The 20,807-nt window shown below is 33.1% G+C and carries 17 protein-coding genes, 6 tRNA genes and 1 other annotated feature; of the genes, 16 read left to right on the top strand and 7 right to left on the bottom strand.

What is annotated here, in order from left to right; genetic code table 11:
* Window positions 1-96 precede the first annotated feature (96 nt).
* Window positions 97-432, bottom strand: a complete 336-nt coding sequence (locus EAI80_RS04920; RefSeq protein WP_117458379.1) for a hypothetical protein — start codon at window positions 430-432, stop codon at window positions 97-99.
* A 344-nt stretch (window positions 433-776) separates the two neighbouring features.
* Between EAI80_RS04920 and EAI80_RS04915 the strand changes: the two genes are divergently transcribed.
* The 6 genes from EAI80_RS04915 to EAI80_RS04890 all read left to right on the top strand — a co-directional run bounded on the left by EAI80_RS04915 (window position 777) and on the right by EAI80_RS04890 (window position 1,285).
* Window positions 777-852: transfer RNA gene (locus EAI80_RS04915), tRNA-Val, on the top strand.
* Between the two features lie 23 nt (window positions 853-875).
* Window positions 876-951 (top strand) — tRNA-Thr (locus EAI80_RS04910).
* Between the two features lie 2 nt (window positions 952-953).
* Window positions 954-1,038 (top strand) — tRNA-Tyr (locus EAI80_RS04905).
* Window positions 1,039-1,045: 7 nt separating this feature from the next.
* Window positions 1,046-1,121: transfer RNA gene (locus EAI80_RS04900), tRNA-Gln, on the top strand.
* An 8-nt stretch (window positions 1,122-1,129) separates the two neighbouring features.
* Window positions 1,130-1,205 (top strand) — tRNA-Lys (locus tag EAI80_RS04895).
* A gap of 6 nt (window positions 1,206-1,211) precedes the next feature.
* A tRNA-Gly gene (locus tag EAI80_RS04890) sits at window positions 1,212-1,285 on the top strand.
* Between the two features lie 299 nt (window positions 1,286-1,584).
* Here EAI80_RS04890 and EAI80_RS04885 read toward each other — a convergent pair.
* A complete protein-coding gene (locus EAI80_RS04885; protein WP_129981153.1) occupies window positions 1,585-2,181 on the bottom strand; it encodes a TetR/AcrR family transcriptional regulator C-terminal domain-containing protein in 597 nt (198 codons plus the stop codon).
* 135 nt (window positions 2,182-2,316) lie between these two features.
* On the opposite strand from EAI80_RS04885, the gene EAI80_RS04880 reads away from it, so the two are divergent.
* The gene (locus tag EAI80_RS04880) at window positions 2,317-4,245 is read left to right on the top strand and encodes an NAD(P)/FAD-dependent oxidoreductase (protein ID WP_129981152.1); all 1,929 of its coding nucleotides are present in this window, start codon (window positions 2,317-2,319) and stop codon (window positions 4,243-4,245) included.
* Window positions 4,246-4,444: 199 nt separating this feature from the next.
* On the opposite strand, the gene EAI80_RS04875 is transcribed toward EAI80_RS04880, so the two are convergent.
* From EAI80_RS04875 to EAI80_RS04865, 3 genes are all read right to left on the bottom strand, one after another.
* The gene (locus EAI80_RS04875; RefSeq protein ID WP_129981151.1) at window positions 4,445-5,383 is read right to left on the bottom strand and encodes a 3-hydroxyacyl-CoA dehydrogenase; all 939 of its coding nucleotides are present in this window, start codon (window positions 5,381-5,383) and stop codon (window positions 4,445-4,447) included.
* A gap of 192 nt (window positions 5,384-5,575) precedes the next feature.
* Window positions 5,576-6,856 carry a glucose-6-phosphate isomerase gene (locus EAI80_RS04870; RefSeq protein WP_129981150.1) on the bottom strand — a complete coding sequence of 427 codons (1,281 nt, stop codon included), beginning with the start codon at window positions 6,854-6,856 and terminating at the stop codon, window positions 5,576-5,578.
* The gene (locus tag EAI80_RS04865) at window positions 6,853-7,212 is read right to left on the bottom strand and encodes a CvfD/Ygs/GSP13 family RNA-binding post-transcriptional regulator (RefSeq protein ID WP_006506415.1); all 360 of its coding nucleotides are present in this window, start codon (window positions 7,210-7,212) and stop codon (window positions 6,853-6,855) included. The genes EAI80_RS04870 and EAI80_RS04865 overlap by 4 nt, the downstream gene beginning before the upstream one ends.
* A 172-nt stretch (window positions 7,213-7,384) precedes the next feature.
* Between EAI80_RS04865 and EAI80_RS04860 the strand changes: the two genes are divergently transcribed.
* From EAI80_RS04860 to raiA, 4 genes are all read left to right on the top strand, one after another.
* Window positions 7,385-7,594: a hypothetical protein gene (locus tag EAI80_RS04860; protein ID WP_129981149.1), complete on the top strand. Its 210-nt coding sequence runs from the start codon at window positions 7,385-7,387 to the stop codon at window positions 7,592-7,594.
* A gap of 204 nt (window positions 7,595-7,798) precedes the next feature.
* A complete protein-coding gene (locus EAI80_RS04855) occupies window positions 7,799-8,026 on the top strand; it encodes a NifU family protein (protein WP_022425304.1) in 228 nt (75 codons plus the stop codon).
* Window positions 8,027-8,204: 178 nt separating this feature from the next.
* Window positions 8,205-9,350, top strand: coding sequence for a methionine adenosyltransferase (gene metK / locus EAI80_RS04850; protein WP_129981148.1), 1,146 nt, complete (start codon window positions 8,205-8,207; stop codon window positions 9,348-9,350).
* A 107-nt stretch (window positions 9,351-9,457) separates the two neighbouring features.
* Window positions 9,458-9,994, top strand: a complete 537-nt coding sequence (raiA, locus tag EAI80_RS04845) for a ribosome-associated translation inhibitor RaiA (protein ID WP_129981147.1) — start codon at window positions 9,458-9,460, stop codon at window positions 9,992-9,994.
* Between the two features lie 72 nt (window positions 9,995-10,066).
* Here the strand turns inward: raiA and EAI80_RS04840 are convergent, their stop codons facing one another.
* On the bottom strand, window positions 10,067-10,999 hold the full coding sequence (locus tag EAI80_RS04840) for a TIGR01212 family radical SAM protein (RefSeq protein WP_129981146.1): 933 nt from the start codon (window positions 10,997-10,999) through the stop codon (window positions 10,067-10,069).
* Window positions 11,000-11,043: 44 nt separating this feature from the next.
* Between EAI80_RS04840 and EAI80_RS04835 the strand changes: the two genes are divergently transcribed.
* The 4 genes from EAI80_RS04835 (at window position 11,044) to EAI80_RS04820 (ending at window position 18,314) form a co-directional block, all read left to right on the top strand.
* On the top strand, window positions 11,044-12,747 hold the full coding sequence (locus EAI80_RS04835; protein WP_129981145.1) for an ATP-binding cassette domain-containing protein: 1,704 nt from the start codon (window positions 11,044-11,046) through the stop codon (window positions 12,745-12,747).
* A 1-nt stretch (window position 12,748) separates the two neighbouring features.
* On the top strand, window positions 12,749-14,533 hold the full coding sequence (locus tag EAI80_RS04830) for an ATP-binding cassette domain-containing protein (protein WP_129981144.1): 1,785 nt from the start codon (window positions 12,749-12,751) through the stop codon (window positions 14,531-14,533).
* Between the two features lie 46 nt (window positions 14,534-14,579).
* Window positions 14,580-14,779 (top strand) — a binding site (T-box leader).
* A 42-nt stretch (window positions 14,780-14,821) separates the two neighbouring features.
* On the top strand, window positions 14,822-17,218 hold the full coding sequence (gene leuS, locus EAI80_RS04825) for a leucine--tRNA ligase (RefSeq protein ID WP_129981143.1): 2,397 nt from the start codon (window positions 14,822-14,824) through the stop codon (window positions 17,216-17,218).
* Window positions 17,219-17,738: 520 nt separating this feature from the next.
* Window positions 17,739-18,314 (top strand): histidine phosphatase family protein, encoded by a 576-nt coding sequence (locus EAI80_RS04820; RefSeq protein WP_129981142.1) that lies wholly within the window; start codon window positions 17,739-17,741, stop codon window positions 18,312-18,314.
* A gap of 309 nt (window positions 18,315-18,623) precedes the next feature.
* Here EAI80_RS04820 and EAI80_RS04815 read toward each other — a convergent pair whose 3' ends face one another.
* Window positions 18,624-19,973 (bottom strand): MATE family efflux transporter, encoded by a 1,350-nt coding sequence (locus tag EAI80_RS04815; RefSeq protein ID WP_129981141.1) that lies wholly within the window; start codon window positions 19,971-19,973, stop codon window positions 18,624-18,626.
* 138 nt (window positions 19,974-20,111) lie between these two features.
* On the opposite strand from EAI80_RS04815, the gene EAI80_RS04810 reads away from it, so the two are divergent.
* Window positions 20,112-20,795: a response regulator transcription factor gene (locus EAI80_RS04810; protein ID WP_192924004.1), complete on the top strand. Its 684-nt coding sequence runs from the start codon at window positions 20,112-20,114 to the stop codon at window positions 20,793-20,795.
* Window positions 20,796-20,807: the final 12 nt, after the last annotated feature.

Here is a 20,807-nt window from a genome sequence, read left to right as displayed (position 1 = left end):
GGTGTCTGCCGTTTATATAGCTGACACCTTAACTTAATTACCTGATGGTATTAGTTTTGTTTAACTTAATACCATTGCCAATCAGGACCTCTTTTTCTATCTAAATAAATAACGATAACCTTGCCAGAACCACTGTTTTACTGTTTCTGGGTTATCTAAATAAAAACGTACACCAAATGCAAGTGCTACTAATATAATCACAAGTAATACTAATAACACAAAAGTCTTAATAAAAGTCATGACAGGATGTGATTTCTCTTTATACTTTACCTTAGTCTTAGTACGTTTAGGTAAAGAATGTGATCTCTTATGTTTCACTTTTGTCTTAACAACTTTTTTAACTTCAGGTTCTTTTTCTTCCTGCTGAATAGAATTCTCTCTCTTAGTATCCTTAATAGAGTCATCTTCATCATCAAACGTGAATCTTTGCATACTATCACCTCTCTGTTTTAATGAATATAGTCTTTATTAGAGTATTTGTCAAATTAAAAAATGCTCTCATGACACAATAAAAGCTCTTGAATAAGGAAAGCAAATGTATGTGTCATTGAGAGCGGCCTTAAACAAGAGCCTTTAAAATGTACCTATTACTAGATACAGTTAAATTGTAATCGTTCTTATAACAAAAAGCAAACAAAACAGAAAAAAACTTGAAAAAATCGATAAAAATTAAATAAACCGTCATTTAATCAAATATACGTATATACAAAACTACAAAAAAAATTCTATTTTCTGTTGACTTAGACTAAATATGATGATAATATAGTACCCGCAGCGGAGGTTTAGCTCAGTTGGGAGAGCATCTGCCTTACAAGCAGAGGGTCAGCGGTTCGAGCCCGTTAACCTCCACCATTTTATTTTATAGCTCAATATTTGCCGACTTAGCTCAATTGGTAGAGCAACTGACTTGTAATCAGTAGGTTGGGGGTTCAATTCCTCTAGTCGGCACCAGTGGGGAGGTAGCGAAGTGGCTAAACGCGGCTGACTGTAACTCAGTTCTCTACGAGTTCGATGGTTCGAATCCGTCCCTCCCCACCATCTTTATTGGGATATAGCCAAGGGGTAAGGCAACAGACTTTGACTCTGTCATTTCACTGGTTCGAATCCAGTTATCCCAGCCATCTTTTTTGACTCGCTAGCTCAGATGGCAGAGCATCTGACTTTTAATCAGAGGGTCAGGGGTTCAAATCCCCTGCGAGTCACCATCCTATGCGGGTGTAGTTCAATGGTAGAACTTCAGCCTTCCAAGCTGACTACGTGGGTTCGATTCCCATCACCCGCTCCAATTTCTTATTAAGTCAATCTTTGGATTGACTTTTTTATGCATAAAAAACGGGATCCGTGTCAATGCTGAAGGAGTGCAAGAGATAGCGAAAGCTATCTCCTTTCTATTACTCAAATTCATATGTGGATCCTCTTTCTTAGGTTGTAAAATAACTTGTCGTCATAGGAACTTAAAAAACTGGAAAGGATTTATATCCCCTCCAGTTATAATAAAGACCCAAAATAAAAATACATTCCGTGAGCTATCCTGATTTACATTTTGGAAGATAATTAATTTTAGTGGACTGAAGTGTAAAATATTTATATAAATTGAGAATGTAAACTAGGCAGAATACCTTTAGTGATAGTAATAGTAATAATTTGTAACATTTCTTCTTTTGATGTTTGTGGGCTTTCTAAATGCCACCATTTTATGGCAGTTAAGATATTAGACGCAATAAGTATTGTAAAATAATTAGCAATTTTGATTTTAGAATCTTTTATATGATAATGGCAAATAAGTTCATCTAATAAATATTGGCTGTAAATTGAAAGCATCTCATCAAATATATTTATAGGTAATTCATTATTATATAGTATTATAAAAATATCTTTATGTTTATTGAAGTAATCTAATAAGGGGATAAAATATGGCTTAAAGTCATTCTCTTTTTTGAAATCAAGAATGATAAATTGAGCATTGATATTTTTTTTGAATTTTGTAATAAGTTCTTCTGTTATTTTATAAATTAAATCATATTTATCTTCATAATTTCTATAAAAAGTAGAACGATTGATTTTACATTCATTAATTAATGATTTAATGGTAATATCTTTAAAATTATATGTTTCTAATAATTTAAGAAAATGTGATTGGATATTTTGTTGTGTTTTTATAGTTCTTAAGTCTTCGCCCATTTTTTCTTCCCTATGCAACCGTTATCATTATAAAGTTGCATATGCAACATTTTTGATTACTTTGTTGCTTGTTAATAATTTACCATAATTATATCATTTTTTATATAAATTATGAAGAATATAAGGAGCTAAAGTATGAAAAACAAATATTATCCTCATCTATTTGAAAAAGGAAAAATTGGAAATGTTGTTATTAAAAATAGAATTGTACGTAATTCTATGGGAACTTATTTAGGAAATCCTGATGGAACAGTCACTGATAGACAAATTAAAGCTTATGCACAAGCTGCTGATGGTGGTGCAGGGCTTATTTTTATGGATAATGCTGTGCCTGTGCCAATGACATCTTGTGGTTTAAGAGCCGATAAAGACGAATTTATTGCTGGATTGACTTTATTAGCAGAAACTGTAAAAGAACATGGAGCTACACCTGGCTTACAGTTGGCTCATCCTGGTAGAGATGCAGGATTTGTAGGTAGTGCTCATGTTATTGGAGCCTCACCTATTACTTATGAACCATGGTATGAAATGGGATTTAAATTACCTAGAGCATTAACTATTGAAGAAATTCATGATTTAGTAGAAAAATTTGGTGATGCTGCTTTAAGAGCAAAAAAAGCAGGATTTGAAGTTATTGAAATTCATGGTGCTGCTGGTTGTATTCCAACAAATTTCTTATCACCACATGATAATAAGCGTACTGATATGTATGGTGGAAGCTTGCATAATCGTATGAGATTATTGTTGGAAATTGTAAGAAATATGAAACAAAAATGTGGAGCAGATTTCCCTATTGGTGTTAAATTGAGTACTGATGACTGGGAACCAGATGGAATTCGTATTGAAGAAACAGTCGAAGTTGCTAAAGCATTAGAAAAAGAAGGAGTATCTCATTTAAATATAATGGGTGGAACACATGCAACAGCATCTAGACAATTCTTATTACCAAATGCATTTAATGCTGAACATGTAAGAATGATTAAAGATGCTGTTCATATTCCAGTATTCATTGGACATAATATTTTCTCTCCTGAAGAAGCTGAAAAGATGTTAGCAGAAGGAAATGGTGATTTTGTTGCTTTAGGCCGTTCTCAATTAGCAGATCCAGCATGGGCTAAAAAGGCTAAAGAAGGAAAAGCAAGAGATATTAAACCATGTATCAACTGTATGATTGGTTGTATTGATAAAGGTATGCTAGGCCATACACCAATTCATTGTACAGTAAATCCAACTTTATATAGATTTGAATGTAAACCTGTCGTTGAGGCTGAAGTTAAGAAAAATGTTGCAGTTGTAGGTGCTGGTCCAGCAGGATGTGAAGCTGCATTAACTGCTTCTTTACGTGGACATAAAGTCACTATTTTTGAAAAAAGAAGTTTTGGTGGCGCCATGGTAGAAGCTAGTAAACCTGATAACAAAGCAAATATTAGACGTTTAATTCATTACTATGAAGATCATATTACTAATGATCCTAACATTACTGTAGTTAAAGAAGAAGCAAACTATGATATGCTTGTTAATGGTGGATTTGATGCTGTTGTTATTGCAGTAGGCGGAAAAACAAGAACACTAGATGTTCCTGGTAGTGATAGAAGTACAGTCGTTTGTGCAAATGATTACTTGAATGGATCTAAAAAGGTTGAAGGTAAAAATGTTGCAGTAATTGGTGGAGGAATTACAGGAGCTGAAACTGCGCTAGAATTGAATGGAGAAGGAAAAAATGTTACTGTTGTAGAAATGGCAGATAGATTCTTAGCTAATCCTGGTTCTTCTTGTCAGGCTTATAGTATTACTATTGCCCAATCAGATATCAAAATCATGACTGGCAAACGTTTAGTTGCGGTTGATGATAAGGAAATTACTTTAACTGATAGATGGGGTAATGAAAATAAAGTTGCTGTTGATAATGTTGTTATTGCGGCAGGATTCATTCCTCAGTATGATTTAGCTAATCAGCTAGAAGAAAATACAGATATTGAAGTTTATAACGTAGGAGATAGTAAGAAAGTGCGTCAAATTTATGATGCAGTTCGAGAAGGATTTATTGCAGCTAGACAAATCTAGTAAAAGTTTTTACTACATGTCCTATTCGATTTAATTTAATTCTTTGTTTCTTAACAATTTGAGACGTCACATACTGAACCACCATGAAAAAAGTATTTTTCAGGGTGGTTTTTGTGTTTCATCTGTTTATCATTCGGTCACATTAGGTGCAGCACTTTATTCGATAAATTACACATAGAAAAACGCATGTCACCATGCGCTATTTTTTGTACTTATAGAATCCTTCACCAGTACTATATCCTAATTTTCCTTGATCAATATAAGACTTCAACATCTTATGCATACCTTTGAAATTATAAGGGGCTAAGAAGCCAGGAATCTTTACATACATACCAACAATCTCATAAGCAGTCTTTAAACCTACTGTATCAAGAATCTGGAACGGTCCTTTAGGTGCCCCTGTACCTAAAGTCCATGCTTTATCGATACTTTCAGGATCAGAAATACCATTGACCATTAAATCCATACCTGAGAATAATAATGGGATTAACATAGAGTTTAATAAGTATCCTGATTTTTCTTTGTTGACAGGTAATGGAATCATTCTAATTTCTTTCGCAAATTTCATAATCTCATCAAAATAAGCCTTATTTGTCTTATCTTGCATCATAACTTCTGTCATATTATTCTTCCAGATCGTATTTGCAAAGTGTAAGGCAAGGAACTTATCAGGTCTACCAGTAAACTTAGCTAATTTACTAGGAAGCATAGTAGAAGAATTAGTCACTAGAATTGTCTTATCAGGAAGTAGGGGAGCCATCTTTATATAGACATCCTTCTTAGCTTCCATATTTTCTGTCATAGATTCAATGACTAAATCAGCATGTTTAACTGCTGTTTTCATATCAAGCTCTAGCTTGATTGTAGAATAAGCACGTTCTACCTTTTCTAGGCAGTTCTCCTTATCGAAATCATCATAGCCTGCAATACCCATACACCATGTATTGATAGATTTATCAATATCCATGAGATTAATTGCATCAATATAAGACTGCTTGATAGAATCAAGCTTAGGCTGTGTACGTCCAATACTGCCTTCACTTCTTAACCAGATTGTTACATCAAAACCACAATATGCTGCCTGGAATGCAATCTGTGATCCTAGAACGCCACCACCCATAATAGTAATGTTCTTCATGTTTGTCTCCTTTCTAGTAAAATGAAAACAGAAGAACAATTTCTTCTGCTTCACTACTATCTTTTTAACATTATCTAACTTCCATTATACTGATTAAAAAAAGATTATCTACTATTCTTTGTGAAAAACATCACAATATCTTACAAACTTATCACATTGTACAAAAAAATCCCGCAAGTGCGGGATTTCTTATTAATATCCAGGCTTACCTAAAAGCTTGAACATATTCTTTTTATAAACTTCAACACCTGGCTGGTTGAATGGGTTAACACCTAATAGGTAAACGCTCATTGCACAAGCCTTTTCGAAGAAGTATACCATATAACCAAAGCTATATGCATCAACATGATCAAGAGTGATCTGGATGTTAGGTACGTTACCAACATTTACATGGGCATCAATAGTACCTTCACATGCTTTCTGGTTAACATAATCAACTGTCTTACCAGCTAAATAGTTTAAACCATCTAAGTTTTCTGCATCACTAGGGATTTCTAAGTTCATCTGAGGTTCTTTAATCTTTAATACAGTTTCGAATAAAACCTTAGAACCTTCCTGGATGAACTGTCCTAATGAATGAAGGTCAGTTGAGAAAGTACCACTTGTAGGTAAGATACCTTTTCCTTCTTTACCTTCAGATTCACCAAATAACTGTTTCCACCATTCAGCAGTCTGCTGCAACTGTAAGTTATAAGTTACAAACATTTCAGCTGGGTAACCAGCCTTTAATAACATCTGTCTTGCAACACCATACTGATAAGCATCGTTTGTAAGAAGATCTGGATTGTTGTATTTATCCTGTGCATCTTTAGCACCCTTTAACATTGCATCAACATCGATACCAGCCATTGCGATAGGGAATAAACCTACTGCAGTTAATACAGAATAACGTCCACCGATATCATCAGGAACTACGAATTCTGTATAACCTTCCTGGTCAGCTAAAGTCTTTAATGCACCCTTATGAGCATCTGTAGTAGCAACAATTCTTCTCTGAGCTACTTCTTTACCCTTAGTTTCTTCAAGTAATTCTTTGAAGATTCTGAAAGCAACTGAAGTTTCAGTTGTTGTACCAGACTTAGAAATTACATTAATACCGAATTCTTTATCTTTTACATAGTTCTTAACCTGTGCTAAATAAGTAGCAGAGAATGTATTACCAATATAGATGATCTGAACCTTGTTTGTTGGGTAAAGACCATTGATTGCTTCAATAGCAGCTCTTGCGCCTAAATAAGAACCACCGATACCACAAACTAATAAAACATCAATTTCTTCAGATAATTCTGCAGCTTTTTTCTTAATGTTTTCTACTTCAGTCTTGTTGTAGTTAGTAGGTAAGTCAACCCATCCTAAAAAGTCATTACCTGCTCCTGTTTTGTTGTGGATCATATCATGAACTTCTGCGACTCTGTCCTTATATGATTCCATGCTTTCTGTTAATTTAGCTTTACTTAAATCAACGTTGATCATACATCTTCCTCCTTTGCGATTCCTCGACTGATCCATCGAGGCATCATTTCTCTTAGTGGATTAAAACCCTTAGGTGTTTCCACGATTGACTTTCTTTTGCGAAAACGTCTCTTTTTCGCGACTGCTTTTAAAGAAAGCCTTGCCTGGTGATGGACGTTATCTATATCAATGACTTTTACCTTAACCTGTTCTCCATAAAAGACAAATTGATTTACGTCACGAACAAATCCATCAGATATTTCTGATATATGGATTAATCCGCTACTTCCATCAGGCAATAAAGCAAATGCACCATATGGTTGAATACCAGTAATGGTCACATCAACAATGTCACCTACATGAACTTGATGTTCCATTGCACGCCTCCAATCAACTGCATTATAGCATAATTATAATAGTGATAAAAGAATAGATAATAATAATTCTTTAATGTGAAAAAGATAAATAATTTGTATTTAATATGATATACTTTACAAAAAAATGAGTATGGTATAGTTAGTATATGCTAACACAGTAGAGGAGAACCATATGAAGAAAAAAATATTATATATTTTGGTTGCTGCATTACTCTATATACTCACACAAGTTCCAACTATAGTAAGTAACTATAAGTTTGAAGCTGGAATATGGGATATTGAATTGTGTAGATATGTTCTTATGTCTGTAGGATGGATGATTGTCGTACTCTATGTCATTCATTTTGTATTGGATTATATTAAAAATAACAGTGATGAATAACGTTGAAGAACCCTCAGGGGTTCTTTTATTATGCTTGGTAAGAATCATAGAATATGTACAAAAAACAGTGAATTATGCTTAAAAATGTGCAATCTAATAAAATTGTCTAATAAATAAGTATGTTTTTTAGTGATTCTATAGGGTATATCACTTTTCTTTTTTATTTTGTGTGTTATAATGGTCAAGCAGAAGCGAGGTGAAATCATGGAAGAAAAGATTGAAGCCATTAAGGAAGTCATTCATAAGTTGAGACCCTATCTACAAAGAGATGGTGGAGACTTAGAATTCGTTGATTTCAAAGACGGCATCGTTTATGTACATATGCTTGGTGCATGTGCAGGATGCATGATGTTAGATTCTACTATTAAAGATGGTGTTGAACAGATTTTAGTAGAAGAAGTCCCAGGCGTTATTGAAGTACAGGCAATTTAATTAAATATTTTTATACTCTTATTCAGAACCACACAGATGAGGATCGTTTTAAAGTGGTGGCAACCCTTATATAGAAGGTGCCTTGACCAAGCAAGTATTACTTGAACAATAAGAGGAAGCAGATTAGTACGCTTTCCTCTTTGAGGAGAGCTTTTTTATTACAGGAGGAAAAGAAAAAATGGAAAAGAACTTATTTACATCAGAATCTGTATCAGAAGGACATCCAGATAAGCTTTGTGATCAGATCAGTGATGCAATTTTAGATGAATGCTTAAGACAGGACAAATATTCACGTGTAGCTTGTGAATGTTTTGCAACAACTAATTTATTAGTCATTGGTGGAGAAATTACAACAAATGCGAAAGTAGATTATGAAGCAGTGGCTCGTGATGTTATGAGAAGAATTGGCTATACTGCTGAAGATTTAGGTATTGATGCAGATACTTGTGAAATCAAGGTAGTAATGGATACACAGTCTAGTGATATCGCATTAGGTACAAATGTAGAAGTAGGTGGTGCAGGTGACCAGGGTATCATGTTTGGTTATGCAACAAATGAAACTGAAACATATATGCCTTTACCAATCTCTATGGCTCACGAATTAGTACGTTATGCAAGTGAATTAAGACATAACGGTACATTCAAACATGCAAGACCTGATATGAAATCACAGGTAACTATTGATTATACAGATGAAAATAATCCAAAGGTTGATACAATCCTTATGTCAATCCAGCATGATCCAGATTTCAATGAAGAAGAATTCAAGACATTCATTAAAGAAAAGATCATGAAGGAAGTTGTAAGAAAACATCATATGTATGAAGATTACAAGGTATTCATCAATCCAACAGGAAGATTTGTTATTGGTGGTCCTCATGGTGATACTGGTTTAACAGGACGTAAGATCATTGTTGATACTTATGGAGGAATGGCAAGACATGGTGGAGGCGCATTCTCTGGTAAAGACCCATCAAAGGTAGATAGAAGTGCAGCTTATATCACTCGTTATATCGCTAAGAACATTGTTGCAGCAGGATTATGTGATCGTATTGAAATCCAGTTATCTTATGCAATTGGTGTAAAGGATCCTACAAGTGTGCATGTTGATACTTATGGAACTGGTAAGGTAGCTGATGAAGTCATCTTAGATGCAATCAAGAAAGAATTTGATTTAACTCCTCAGGGTATCATCAATACATTAGATTTATTAAATCCAATCTATGGCCCAACAGCTGCTTATGGACACTTTGGTCGTACTGATGTTGAATTCCCATGGGAAAAATTAAATAAAGTAGAAGACTTAAAGAAATACTTAGCTTAAAGAAGACATTAACGTCTTCTTTTTTTATATTTTATGTCAAGAGTGTTTTTTTAGTTTTTTTTATGTATAATATAGTTATAGAAAGAATTGTAAAGGAGGAATTAATTATGAAAGTTATTGTCAGAGGTAAAAATGTTACAATTACAGATGCTATTGAGGATAAAATTACTAAAAAACTAGCATTGCTCGACAAGTACTTCATCATGGGACAAGATGTGGAGGCTAAGGTTTTAATTAGAACTTATCCATTTGGTCAGAAAATTGAAGTTACAATTCCTACAGAGCATGTTCTTCTTCGTGCAGAAGAAACAAGTGATGATCTTTATGAAGCAATCGATTTAGTTATCGATAAGCTAGAAAGACAGATCAGAAAGTACAAAACAAAGTTAAGTAGAAAGTCAAAGAATAATAAACTCGCTTTCAACATTAACACTTTAGAAGCTCTTGAAGAACCTGAAGAAGAAGATGTTGTCGTTAAGACAAAAACAATTAATCCTAAACCAATGGACATGGAAGAAGCTATCATGCAGATGGAACTCATTGGTCATTCATTCTTCGTTTATAAGGACATCGAAACAAATACAGTATGTGTTGTCTATAAACGTAGAGATGGTGGATATGGTCTTCTTGAAACAGAAGAATAATAAAAAGAAATCTGGCTTTTGGCCAGATTTTTTTTATGTCCTTAAGAAATTCTTTCTTTTTCTTCGTATATATTATTTGAGGGACACAAGATCTCCCTGCATAATATCCTGAGCTTTCATATATTTATCGATATCATTAAGAATTGTTGTTTTCTTAATAGACCATAAAGGAGCTACTAATTCTTCTAATGGTGCATCTCCAGTAAGTCTTTCTATGACTACATGACTTGGAATATATTCTAATTGTCTTGCAACTAAAGAAATATATTCATCTCTTTCTAACATCTTGAAAGGATAATAGAGCTTATAAAGACGACTATTCTGAGTCACATAGAGATTATGAATCTTAATACCTTGAATATCTAGTTTTCCTACCGCTTTTGCAGTCTCCAACATCATCTCTATTGTTTCATTAGGTAAACCATTAATAATATGCACACAGACTTCTAAATGATGTCTTCTTAACATAGAGAGTCCATCTAAGAATTCCTGATAAGTATGACAACGATTGATTTCTTTTGCAGTAGTATCATGAATAGTCTGTAAGCCTAATTCTATATAGACATCCGTTTTTTTAGATAATTCTTCTAAATAAGCACATATTTCTTCAGTGAGGCAGTCTGCACGTGTCGCAATCGCAATACCAACAACATCCTTCATACCAATAAATGGTTCATAGATCTTCTTTAACTGATCTAAAGAAGCATAGGTATTTGTATATGCCTGGAAGTAGGGAATAAAGACAGCTTCAGGCCACTTTCTTTTCATTACTTCTGCACCTGCTTTAAACTGTTCTAAAAGAGAATCACTATCTAGAATAAAGTCTCCAGAACCTTTCTCAGAACAGAATATACAGCCTCCAAAGCCTTTTGTCCCATCTCTATTAGGACAAGTAAAATGGGCATCTAAAGAGACCTTTGCGACTTTTTTATGATATCTCGTTTTTAAAAAATAATTGTATGTATGATAACGCTTGTTATCTAAAGAATATGGAAAAGGATTCATTTTTTATCACCTGGCTCATTATAACATAAAATGGAGGGAAAAATATGCTAGAACTTAAAGACTTAACTGTGAGTTATGATATTTGTATATTGGATCATGTGAATTATATATTTCCAGATACTGGTTTAGTAGGAATCAAAGGATCTTCAGGCTGTGGAAAGTCTACACTTCTATATTGTTTATGTGGATTACTGCAATATAATGGCACAATCACTTTTAATCATGAAGTGATAGATAAAAAATTTAGTAAGATGATAGGCTTTATTAAACAGAATAACGATCTTATTCCTTCTTATACAGTAGAAGAGAATATCATGGCTGGATGTTATTTTGGACAGATTGATTTTGATAAGAAAAAGATGGATAAGATTATTAGGCGCTTAAAAATAGAAAAGCTTATGAAAAGATATCCTGATGAACTTTCTATTGGACAGATGAAACGTGTATCTATTGCTCGTGCCTTGTTAAAGGATGCACCTGTACTTTTATGTGATGAACCTACAGGTGCCCTCCATTATAAACAGGCAAAAGAGGTTATGACACTCTTAACGGAAGTATCTGAAGATCGTTTAGTCATCGTTGTTTCTCATGATACATCCCTATTAGATGAATATGTCGATGTACTCATGGAGATGAAGAACCAGACATTACATACAATTAAAGACAATCATATAGATAAAGAAGTACTTATTCCTCAACATAAGAAACACTTCTCTATGCGTTATAGTTTTAAAGAAGTATTGGGAGAAAGAAAGAGACTCGCATTACTCTCACTTTTTCAGATATTAGTCATTGTAACATCTCTAGTGATTATAAGCGGTTTAAATGGTCTTTCTACCTCTATAGAGAAATCTTACATGGAAGCACCACTTAAAGATATTGTAACTATATCCAGTCATGATGGAGAACCATTGTCTTTAAAAGAAAAAGGTACTAAACATTTTGATATAGAAAGTGGGTATATTAAAGGAGTTAATGCCTTGTTGATTCGTTTACCTAAAAAGACAAAACATATTAAATTAATATCAGGACATCTGCCTCATCATACAAATGAAGTCATTATCACCAATAATTTATCTCATAAACTTAAATCAGAATTCACATGTCACCTCTTAGAAAATGAAACATATAAAGTAGTGGGAGTAATAGAAGATAATTTCTACCAAGATCAATTGGTTTGTTTCCATCATGATATAGATAAAAAATATCCAGATTTATTAAGAGATGACAAAATAGATGTAGTCACAAAGGATTCTGAAACTCTTATTAAACGTTATGAAAAGAACTATGAAGTAGATAATGATGTATATATGAAGAAGATGAGTTATGGAACACTTATTTCTATTGGTCGTATGATTGCGTTAGTTTATATGATGATTAGCTTATTTGTGGCAATAGAACTTACAAAAACAGTCTTCTCTTCTTTATATTTAGAAAGAAGCCGTTCTCTTGCTTTGAAAATTTCTATGGGTGCATCTTATAAACAATTACAGCGTGAATCAAAGATAGAAATACTTATTATAGGCACATTTATTTACTCCATCAGCATAGTGATGTTTATTATTATTCTTTCTATTCTCCCGCTCACATCCTTTAAGAGGTATTTCCATTTTACATGTCTTGCATCTCCTTATTATTTCTATATTATTTTCTATTTTCTCTATCTTCTTATACTCATACTTTCTGCATCTGCACCGTTTATTCGTATTAAGAAAGAAAGTATAGTCTCATTACTCAGGGAGGAATAATATGATTCAACTTAAATCAATCAACAAGCGTTATCTACATGAACATGTCTTAGAAAACATTGCTTGTACTCTTCCTGATACAGGATTTGTATCACTTGTTGGGCCAAGTGGATGTGGGAAAAGTACTTTACTTCATATTATTGCTGGACTTGATCATGATTACTCAGGAGAAGTGATATATGAGAATAATAAGAAAGTTTCTATCATTTTTCAGGACTTTCATCTTATACCTTGGCTTTCTATTAATAATAATATACGTCTCTATGACTACTTTCATAAATCATCCTACATACTGGATGAAACATTGACTAAACAATTCAAGAATACTTCAGTTAATGATCTTTCCTTAGGACAAAGACAACGAACAGCGATAGAGCGTGCACTTTATTATGATCCAGATATTATTCTATGTGATGAACCAACAGCTTCACTTGATCCAGATAATGCAGAGAGAGTATTAAAGATGTTGAAGCAGCGTTCTCATTCTTCTCTTGTATTATTTGTATCCCATGATGAAGCATCAGTAAAACAATATAGTGATCGTATTATAGAAATGAAGGATGGATGTATTATACAGGATACACTTATTCAAAAGATAGAAAGTTATCCTAAAGAGAATCATAGTAATAATAAAAGGTGTCATTTTCCTATACTTAAATTAACTATCCAATCATTCTTAAGCAGTCGTAAAAGATTTTTTCAGATGTCATTTTCTCTATCTATCGCATTATTATGTTTGATGATGACATTTACCTTTACATTCTCTTTTCGTAATACTATTTATCAATATCTTTCTTCATTGATTCCACAAAAGTCTATTACTTATAAATTACGTAATGATGATCCGCTCTCTTTGACTCATTTCAATGAAGCATCCTATCATTATTTAAATCTTGATGATTATGATCTCATGGGAATCTCTCATAATAGTCAAAGATATCAGAAGAATGAAGTTCTGTTTATATCTGATGACTCGTCCTATACCACTCATTATATATATGGTAGAGCTCCACAAAATAATGATGAAATTGCGGTACCTCTCTCTACTGCAAGAAAGCTTGCACAAAAGAATAAGGTCAATACATTACTTAATACAACTTGGACAATCTATTATAAGCATCAATTAAAGATAAAAGGAAAAGAAGTAAAGATAGTTGGTATTTCTCCACAAACCTATAATTATGATGCCTTTTATATGTATGAATATGCCAATTATCATTGGATAGAGTCCATCTTTAATCAAACACCGACTGCAAGATATGGTATGTTGAAATATAAGGAAGATAAATCCATTATAGATTCTTTAAAAAAGAATTATCCTGAATATGAGTTTAAAGCAATGGGGGAATCAACTCAAAAAACTTTTAATCAGAATATGAATAGAATCCAGATGGTTCTAGTGGTATTCTCTATTCTCACAATACTTTCTTCTATATTTATGATTATGGAAATCATGATTCTTCATGCGATGCATTTAAAGAAGGATCATGCCATCATGAAGGCCTATGGTGAAAAGAAGATACATATTTTCAAGATGTCTTTCTATCAATGTTTGATTCTTCATTCTTATAGCTATGTGACAGCATCTCTCATATTACTTGGCATTATGAAGATAATGAATCAAATAATCCCACAGATTACAGACTTTCCTATGCATCTTACATTCCAACCTCTTATTATGTTGATATTGTGGATTGGTTCTTTCTTATTAGTTTGTTTTTCTACACTATTTAGTATTCTTTATATTATCAAGCTCAATCCATCACGCATCCTTAAAATGAGATGATACTTCTTGCAAATAACGGGAAATTATGATAAGGTGTGTAAGTATATAAAAGTCAAGGAACTAGAGTAGTAGATGGTCATACTTTTTAAGAGAACTTATGGCTGGTGTGAATAAGTAAAGTTATCCATTGAACTCGCTAGGGAGATGGGTCTGTGATAAGCAGATCACGTATTGCTGCGTTAAAGCATTAAGCGCATGAATCAGTCTTCATGAACTAAGGTGGTACCGCGAGTTCTCGTCCTTAGACATGAGGACTTTTTTTATTTTAAAAGTGGAGGAGACAAAATTATGACTTATGATCATAAGATAGCAGAAAAGAAATGGCAGAAATACTGGGAAGAGAATAAGACATTCGAAACAGATGTTTATGATTTCTCAAAGCCTAAATACTATGCCTTAGACATGTTCCCTTATCCATCAGGACAAGGTCTTCATGTTGGACATCCAGAAGGATATACAGCAACTGACATCATGTCAAGAATGAAGAGAATGCAGGGATATAACGTATTACATCCAATGGGATTTGACTCATTTGGTTTACCTGCTGAACAGTATGCAATCAAGACAGGTAACCACCCTGAAGGATTTACATTAAAGAATATTCAGACTTTCACTAAACAGTTAAAGATGTTAGGTTTCTCATTTGACTGGGATAAGCAGGTATCTACTTGTGATCCTAGCTTCTATAAATGGACTCAGTGGATTTTCAAACAGTTATATGAAGATGGTTTAGCTAGATATGTAGATATTCCTGTTAACTGGTGTGAAGAATTAGGTACAGTACTTGCAAACGATGAAATCATCGATGGTAAGAGTGAACGTGGTGGATTCCCAGTTATTCGTAAGAATATGAAACAGTGGGTTATTGATATTCCTAAATATGCTGAAAGATTACTTGCAGGATTAGAAGAAGTTGATTGGCCAGAATCTACTAAAGAAATTCAGAGAAACTGGATTGGTAAATCAATCGGTGCTCATGTTGATTTTAAGGTAGATGGTTATGATGATAAATTCACAGTATTCACAACACGTTGTGATACATTATTCGGTGCTACTTATTGTGTATTAGCACCAGAACATGAATTAGTAGAAAAGATTACGACTCCTGATAAGAAGGATGAAGTAAAAGCTTACTTAGATGTATGTGCAACTAAGTCAGAACTTGAAAGAACTGAATTAAATAAAGAAAAGACTGGTGTCTTCATTGGTGCTTATGCAATCAACCCAGTAAATGGTAAGAAGATTCCAATCTGGATTTCTGACTATGTATTAGCTGGGTATGGAACAGGTGCTATCATGGCTGTTCCTGCACATGATGATCGTGACTATGCTTTCGCAAAGAAGTTTGGTATCGATATTATTCCAGTATTAGAAGGTGGAGATGTTACTAAGGAAGCATGGACACAGGATGGTGTACATATTAACTCTGACTTCTTAAATGGTTTAGATAAACAGGAAGCAATCGATAAGATGTTAGACTGGTTAGAAGAACATCATTGTGGTTCTGAGCATGTTAACTATCGTTTAAGAGAATGGATCTTCGCAAGACAGAGATATTGGGGTGAACCAATTCCAATCATTAACTTTGATGATGGAACATCTGTTGCATTAAGCGATGATCAGTTACCACTTATCTTACCTGAACTTGAAGATTATAGTCCATCAAAGACTGGTTCTTCTCCATTAGATAAGGCAGTTGACTGGGTTAATGTAGAAGTAGATGGTAAAAAGGGTAAGAGAGAAACAAGTACAATGCCTGGTTCTGCAGGATCTTCTTGGTACTTCTTAAGATATATTGATCCACATAACGATAAGGCTATTGCAGATCCAGAATTATTAAAGCATTGGATGCCAGTTGACTTATATGTTGGTGGACCTGAACATGCAGTAGGACACTTATTATATTCACGTATGTGGAATAACTATTTATATGACAAGGGTATCGTACCAGTTAAAGAACCATTCAAGAAGCTATACCATCAGGGTATGATTCTTGGCCCAAATGGTGTGAAGATGTCTAAGTCAAAGGGTAATGTTATTAATCCAGATGATATTGTAGAAGCATATGGTGCAGATACATTACGTTTATATGAAATGTTTATGGGTCCTCTTGAAGCATCTAAACCTTGGAGTGAAACAGGTGTAGAAGGTTCAAAGAAATGGCTAGAACGTGTTTATAGATTATTTGTTGAATCTGATAAGTTAACTGATACAAATGATGGTTCATTAGACTTCGTATATCACTCAACAGTTAAGAAGGTGACTGAAGACTATGAAAACCTTGGCTTTAATACTGCTATCTCACAGATGATGATCTTCATCAATGAAGCATATAAGGCTAAAGCAGTTTATAAGCCATATGCAGAAGGTATCGTTAAGATGCTTTCATGTATTGCACCTCATATCTGTGAAGAAATGTGGGAAAAACTTGGTCATGAAGGAACAATCGCTTATGAAGCATGGCCAACATATGAAGAAGACAAGCTTGTTGTATCTACAATTGAAATTGCAGTACAGGTAAATGGTAAAGTACGTGGACGTTTATCTATTAATAAGGATCAGGAAGCTGAATCTGTTAAACAGCAGGCATTAGAACTTGAAAATGTTAAGGCACATACTGATGGTAAAGAAATTAAGAAAATCATTTATGTTCCTAACAAGATTGTAAATATTGTAGTTAAATAATTCGTTAAGGCATCTCTTAGGAGGTGTCTTTTTTTGATTGATGGACGATTTTTTCATGATAGTAAGAGAGGATATGATATTATAATATCAACGAAGCGATAAAGTATGGAAATGAAACATCATTTGAGAAAGATGATATTTAAAGGAAAAAGTTACAATGCTTTAACGAATGAATAATTAGAAGACTTAATTGTTTCTAAAATTTATAATAGAAAATATAAAAAGGAATTTCATTATCCAAAGAATTTAAATTTGAGACACTTTACGATACCAATGCTTTTCATAGCATGGTTCTTCAATGGATTCTAGATGGTATGAAAGAATCAATAGATGAACTTGTAGACAACATCAATCATATGTGTTACTTAGGTTTAAAGGATCTATTGAAAGATCATTCTCCATATAGATAATTACCGCTATTTGTCTACTTATGGATAGAAGTACCTTTTTGTCTTTCGCTATTTATTCTTATATATATTATGATAAGTTTGGTTAGTTCATATGAAAGGAAGTAAATAAGATGAAAACATTATATCTTATGCGTCATGGCGAAACATTATTTAATGTTCAACATAAAATTCAAGGCTGGTGTGATTCCCCATTAACTGAAAAGGGAATCAAGCAGGCGCAAAAAGCAAGAGATTATTTTTCTAAAAAAGGCATTACTTTTGATCATGCCTATTGTTCTACAAGTGAAAGATGTAGTGATACTTTAGAGTTGATTGTAGATATGCCTTATACAAGATTAAAAGGATTAAAAGAAAATTTTTATGGAGAACTTGAAGGAGAAAGTGGAAGATTAAATAAACACCTTAGTCCAAAAGATTGTGAAACTTTTTATATCCAATTTGGTGGAGAATCTTCAAATACAACGAGAGATAGAATGATGAAGACGTTAACGGAAATTATGGATAGGGAAGATCATGAAAATGTTTTGGTAGTATCTCATAGTGGTGCATGTTTTAATTTTTTAAGAGCTATTCAAGATCCTACGGAAGAGTTAAATAAAGGTTTTGGAAATTGTTGTATTTTTGTTTATCAGTATGATCAGCATCAATTTTCATTAAAAGAAGTCATAAGACAGGAGGAACAATAATAGAATATATTCAATTAGGTAATTCAAATTGAAAAATATCACGTATCTTTTTGGAATGTATGGAATTTGAAGATGCAGATAATGGTCAGTACGGCTGTACAATTGATCAAGAACATACAAGAGAAGTTGTAAAAAAGCATTTTAAAAGTGTTCACCTAAATACAACAATCTTGTAAGTGTTGTAGTAAAATAAAATCTCAAGGCACTTCGATAGAGATGCTTTCAGATTTTTAACAAATTAAATGAAAATATCAATGGGCGATTCTAAATAGGTAAATTTAATGATGCAAAAAAGGCAATAGAGGATGACTAAGCCATCTCACTATTGCCTTTTAATAATGCATGTATTTTTATTTTATATGATATATAAAGCAGTACTGCTGCACCAGTCCATGCAAGTACTTCTGCAAGATAAATACCATTCTGTCCTAAGAATATAGGGAAGATGAGGGCAACACCTACACGAATAAATAGTTCCACAATACCTGATACCATTGGTATAAATGTATTTTCCATTCCTTGCAAGGCACTTCTATATGAATGAAGCATATAAAGAATTGGTAGACATACTGCCATGATGAAGAGATACTTATAAGAAATAGTAAGGACCTTATTAATCTGATCAGGTGTACCTGAAATAAAGAGTAATAAGATATGCTTACCAAATAGAATCATAGAACCACCAATAATCACTGAAGTACAGAATGATAAGAAGGCAGCCTGTGCGACACCTTTTTTAATACGTTCATACTGCTTAGCACCTAGGTTCTGGCTATTAAATGTTGTAATAGCATAACCAAATGAAATAGCGGCTACTTCTAATAAACCATATAACTTATTTGTGGCAGTAAATCCTGCAATAAATAAGAATCCAAAACGATTGACTACTGACTGTACCATAATACCACCAATAGAAATAATGAGGTTCTGGAAGGCAAGAGGTGAACCTAACTGTAATAAGTTCTTGATGATCTTTTTTTCGAACTTAAATTTTGTTAGCTCTAACTTGAATGGTAATTCCTTCTTCAACATATAGAGACAGAATATTGCAGTTAAGAATTGTGCTAATAATGTTGCAATCGCAGCACCTGCAATACCCCATTTAAATACCACTACAAATAATAAATCTAAACAGATATTTGTGATTGCTCCACCAATCATTGCGAGTAATGGTGTACTGCTATCACCTAAAGAACGTAATATACTAGAAAAACAGTTATAAAACATTGTAATTGTCAAACCACCGGACATGATTCTTAAATACGTAATAGAACCTTGAATAACGTTAGATGGTGTATTTAATATAGTTAATAATGGAACGATAGATAATTCTGCAACAACTGTTGTAAGGATAGAAAAGAAAGCACATAAGAAGAAAATCATATGTATAGATCTTTTCATATTTCCATAATCTTCAGCTCCAAAAGTACGTGAGATACGAATAGAGAATCCCTGTGTAAAGCCCATTACTATTCCTAAAATAGCCCAGTTGATCCAGTCTGCGGCGCCTAGACTCGCCAAGGCATTAACACCTAAGAACTGTCCTACAATCATTGTATCTACCATTGTATATAATTGCTGCAGGATATTACCTAACATAAGTGGTAATGCGAATAAGAATATAAGCTTTAATGGTTTTCCTTTAGTCATGTTCTTCATGTTTATTTCCCTCCACACAATGCGATTATCATATCATATTATTTATGACTAACTCTAGAGGGAATTTTTAATAATTAAGAAAGTATTAATAATTGATAGGAATGTAAATGATATAATGATGCATAAGAGGGGATATTTATGAATATATTAGTTGTAGATGATGAGAAAGAGATTACAGATTTAATACAAATCTATTTAGAAAATGAGAATTTTATTGTATATAAGTACTATTCTAGTCAGGATGTATTAAGAGATATTGATGATTTAAAGATTGATTTAGCTATCTTAGATGTGATGATGCCTGATATGGATGGTTTTTCTTTATGCAATACATTAAGAAGAAAGTATAAGTTTCCTATTATTTTTGTAACCGCAAAGGTAGAGGATATTGATAAAATCAATGGTTTAAGTATTGGTGCAGATGATTATGTCACAAAGCCATTCCAGCCGTTAGAACTTGTTGCACGAGTCAAAGCACAGCTAAGACGTTATAAGAACTATAATGAAAAAGAAGAAAAGAATGAAATAGATTTTAGAGGAATACGTATTAATAATGATACAAGAGAATTCTATTTTAATGAAAAGAAGATAGAACTAACTAAAACAGAATTTGCGATATTATGGGAATTATGTCTTCATAGAGGAAATGTTGTAAAGAGTGACGATTTATTCTTAAAGGTTTGGGGAGAAGATTATTATAAGAGAGATAATAATACAATCATGGTGCATATTAGACACTTACGTGAAAAGATGCATGATGGTGGAAGAAATCCTAAATATATAAAGAAAGTTTATGGAGTGGGCTATAATATTGAAAAATAAAGGATGGATGAT

The sequence above is a fragment of the Catenibacterium sp. co_0103 genome (assembly GCF_004168205.1).
GTDB lineage: Bacteria > Bacillota_I > Bacilli_A > Erysipelotrichales > Coprobacillaceae > Catenibacterium > Catenibacterium mitsuoka_A.
Note: the sequence above shows the minus strand (reverse complement) of the source record. Positions and strands in the feature narration are given on the sequence as shown.

Coding starts and splice junctions, on each gene's coding strand:
- EAI80_RS04835 (WP_129981145.1), top strand. CDS start 11,044: ATGCTAGAACTTAAAGACTTAACTGTGAGTTATGATATTTGTATATTG.
- EAI80_RS04820 (WP_129981142.1), top strand. CDS start 17,739: ATGAAAACATTATATCTTATGCGTCATGGCGAAACATTATTTAATGTT.
- EAI80_RS04865 (WP_006506415.1), bottom strand. CDS start 7,212: ATGGAACATCAAGTTCATGTAGGTGACATTGTTGATGTGACCATTACT.
- leuS (WP_129981143.1), top strand. CDS start 14,822: ATGACTTATGATCATAAGATAGCAGAAAAGAAATGGCAGAAATACTGG.
- EAI80_RS04840 (WP_129981146.1), bottom strand. CDS start 10,999: ATGAATCCTTTTCCATATTCTTTAGATAACAAGCGTTATCATACATAC.
- EAI80_RS04870 (WP_129981150.1), bottom strand. CDS start 6,856: ATGATCAACGTTGATTTAAGTAAAGCTAAATTAACAGAAAGCATGGAA.
- EAI80_RS04830 (WP_129981144.1), top strand. CDS start 12,749: ATGATTCAACTTAAATCAATCAACAAGCGTTATCTACATGAACATGTC.
- EAI80_RS04860 (WP_129981149.1), top strand. CDS start 7,385: ATGAAGAAAAAAATATTATATATTTTGGTTGCTGCATTACTCTATATA.
- raiA (WP_129981147.1), top strand. CDS start 9,458: ATGAAAGTTATTGTCAGAGGTAAAAATGTTACAATTACAGATGCTATT.
- EAI80_RS04885 (WP_129981153.1), bottom strand. CDS start 2,181: ATGGGCGAAGACTTAAGAACTATAAAAACACAACAAAATATCCAATCA.
- EAI80_RS04880 (WP_129981152.1), top strand. CDS start 2,317: ATGAAAAACAAATATTATCCTCATCTATTTGAAAAAGGAAAAATTGGA.
- EAI80_RS04815 (WP_129981141.1), bottom strand. CDS start 19,973: ATGAAGAACATGACTAAAGGAAAACCATTAAAGCTTATATTCTTATTC.
- EAI80_RS04855 (WP_022425304.1), top strand. CDS start 7,799: ATGGAAGAAAAGATTGAAGCCATTAAGGAAGTCATTCATAAGTTGAGA.
- EAI80_RS04920 (WP_117458379.1), bottom strand. CDS start 432: ATGCAAAGATTCACGTTTGATGATGAAGATGACTCTATTAAGGATACT.
- EAI80_RS04810 (WP_192924004.1), top strand. CDS start 20,112: ATGAATATATTAGTTGTAGATGATGAGAAAGAGATTACAGATTTAATA.
- metK (WP_129981148.1), top strand. CDS start 8,205: ATGGAAAAGAACTTATTTACATCAGAATCTGTATCAGAAGGACATCCA.
- EAI80_RS04875 (WP_129981151.1), bottom strand. CDS start 5,383: ATGAAGAACATTACTATTATGGGTGGTGGCGTTCTAGGATCACAGATT.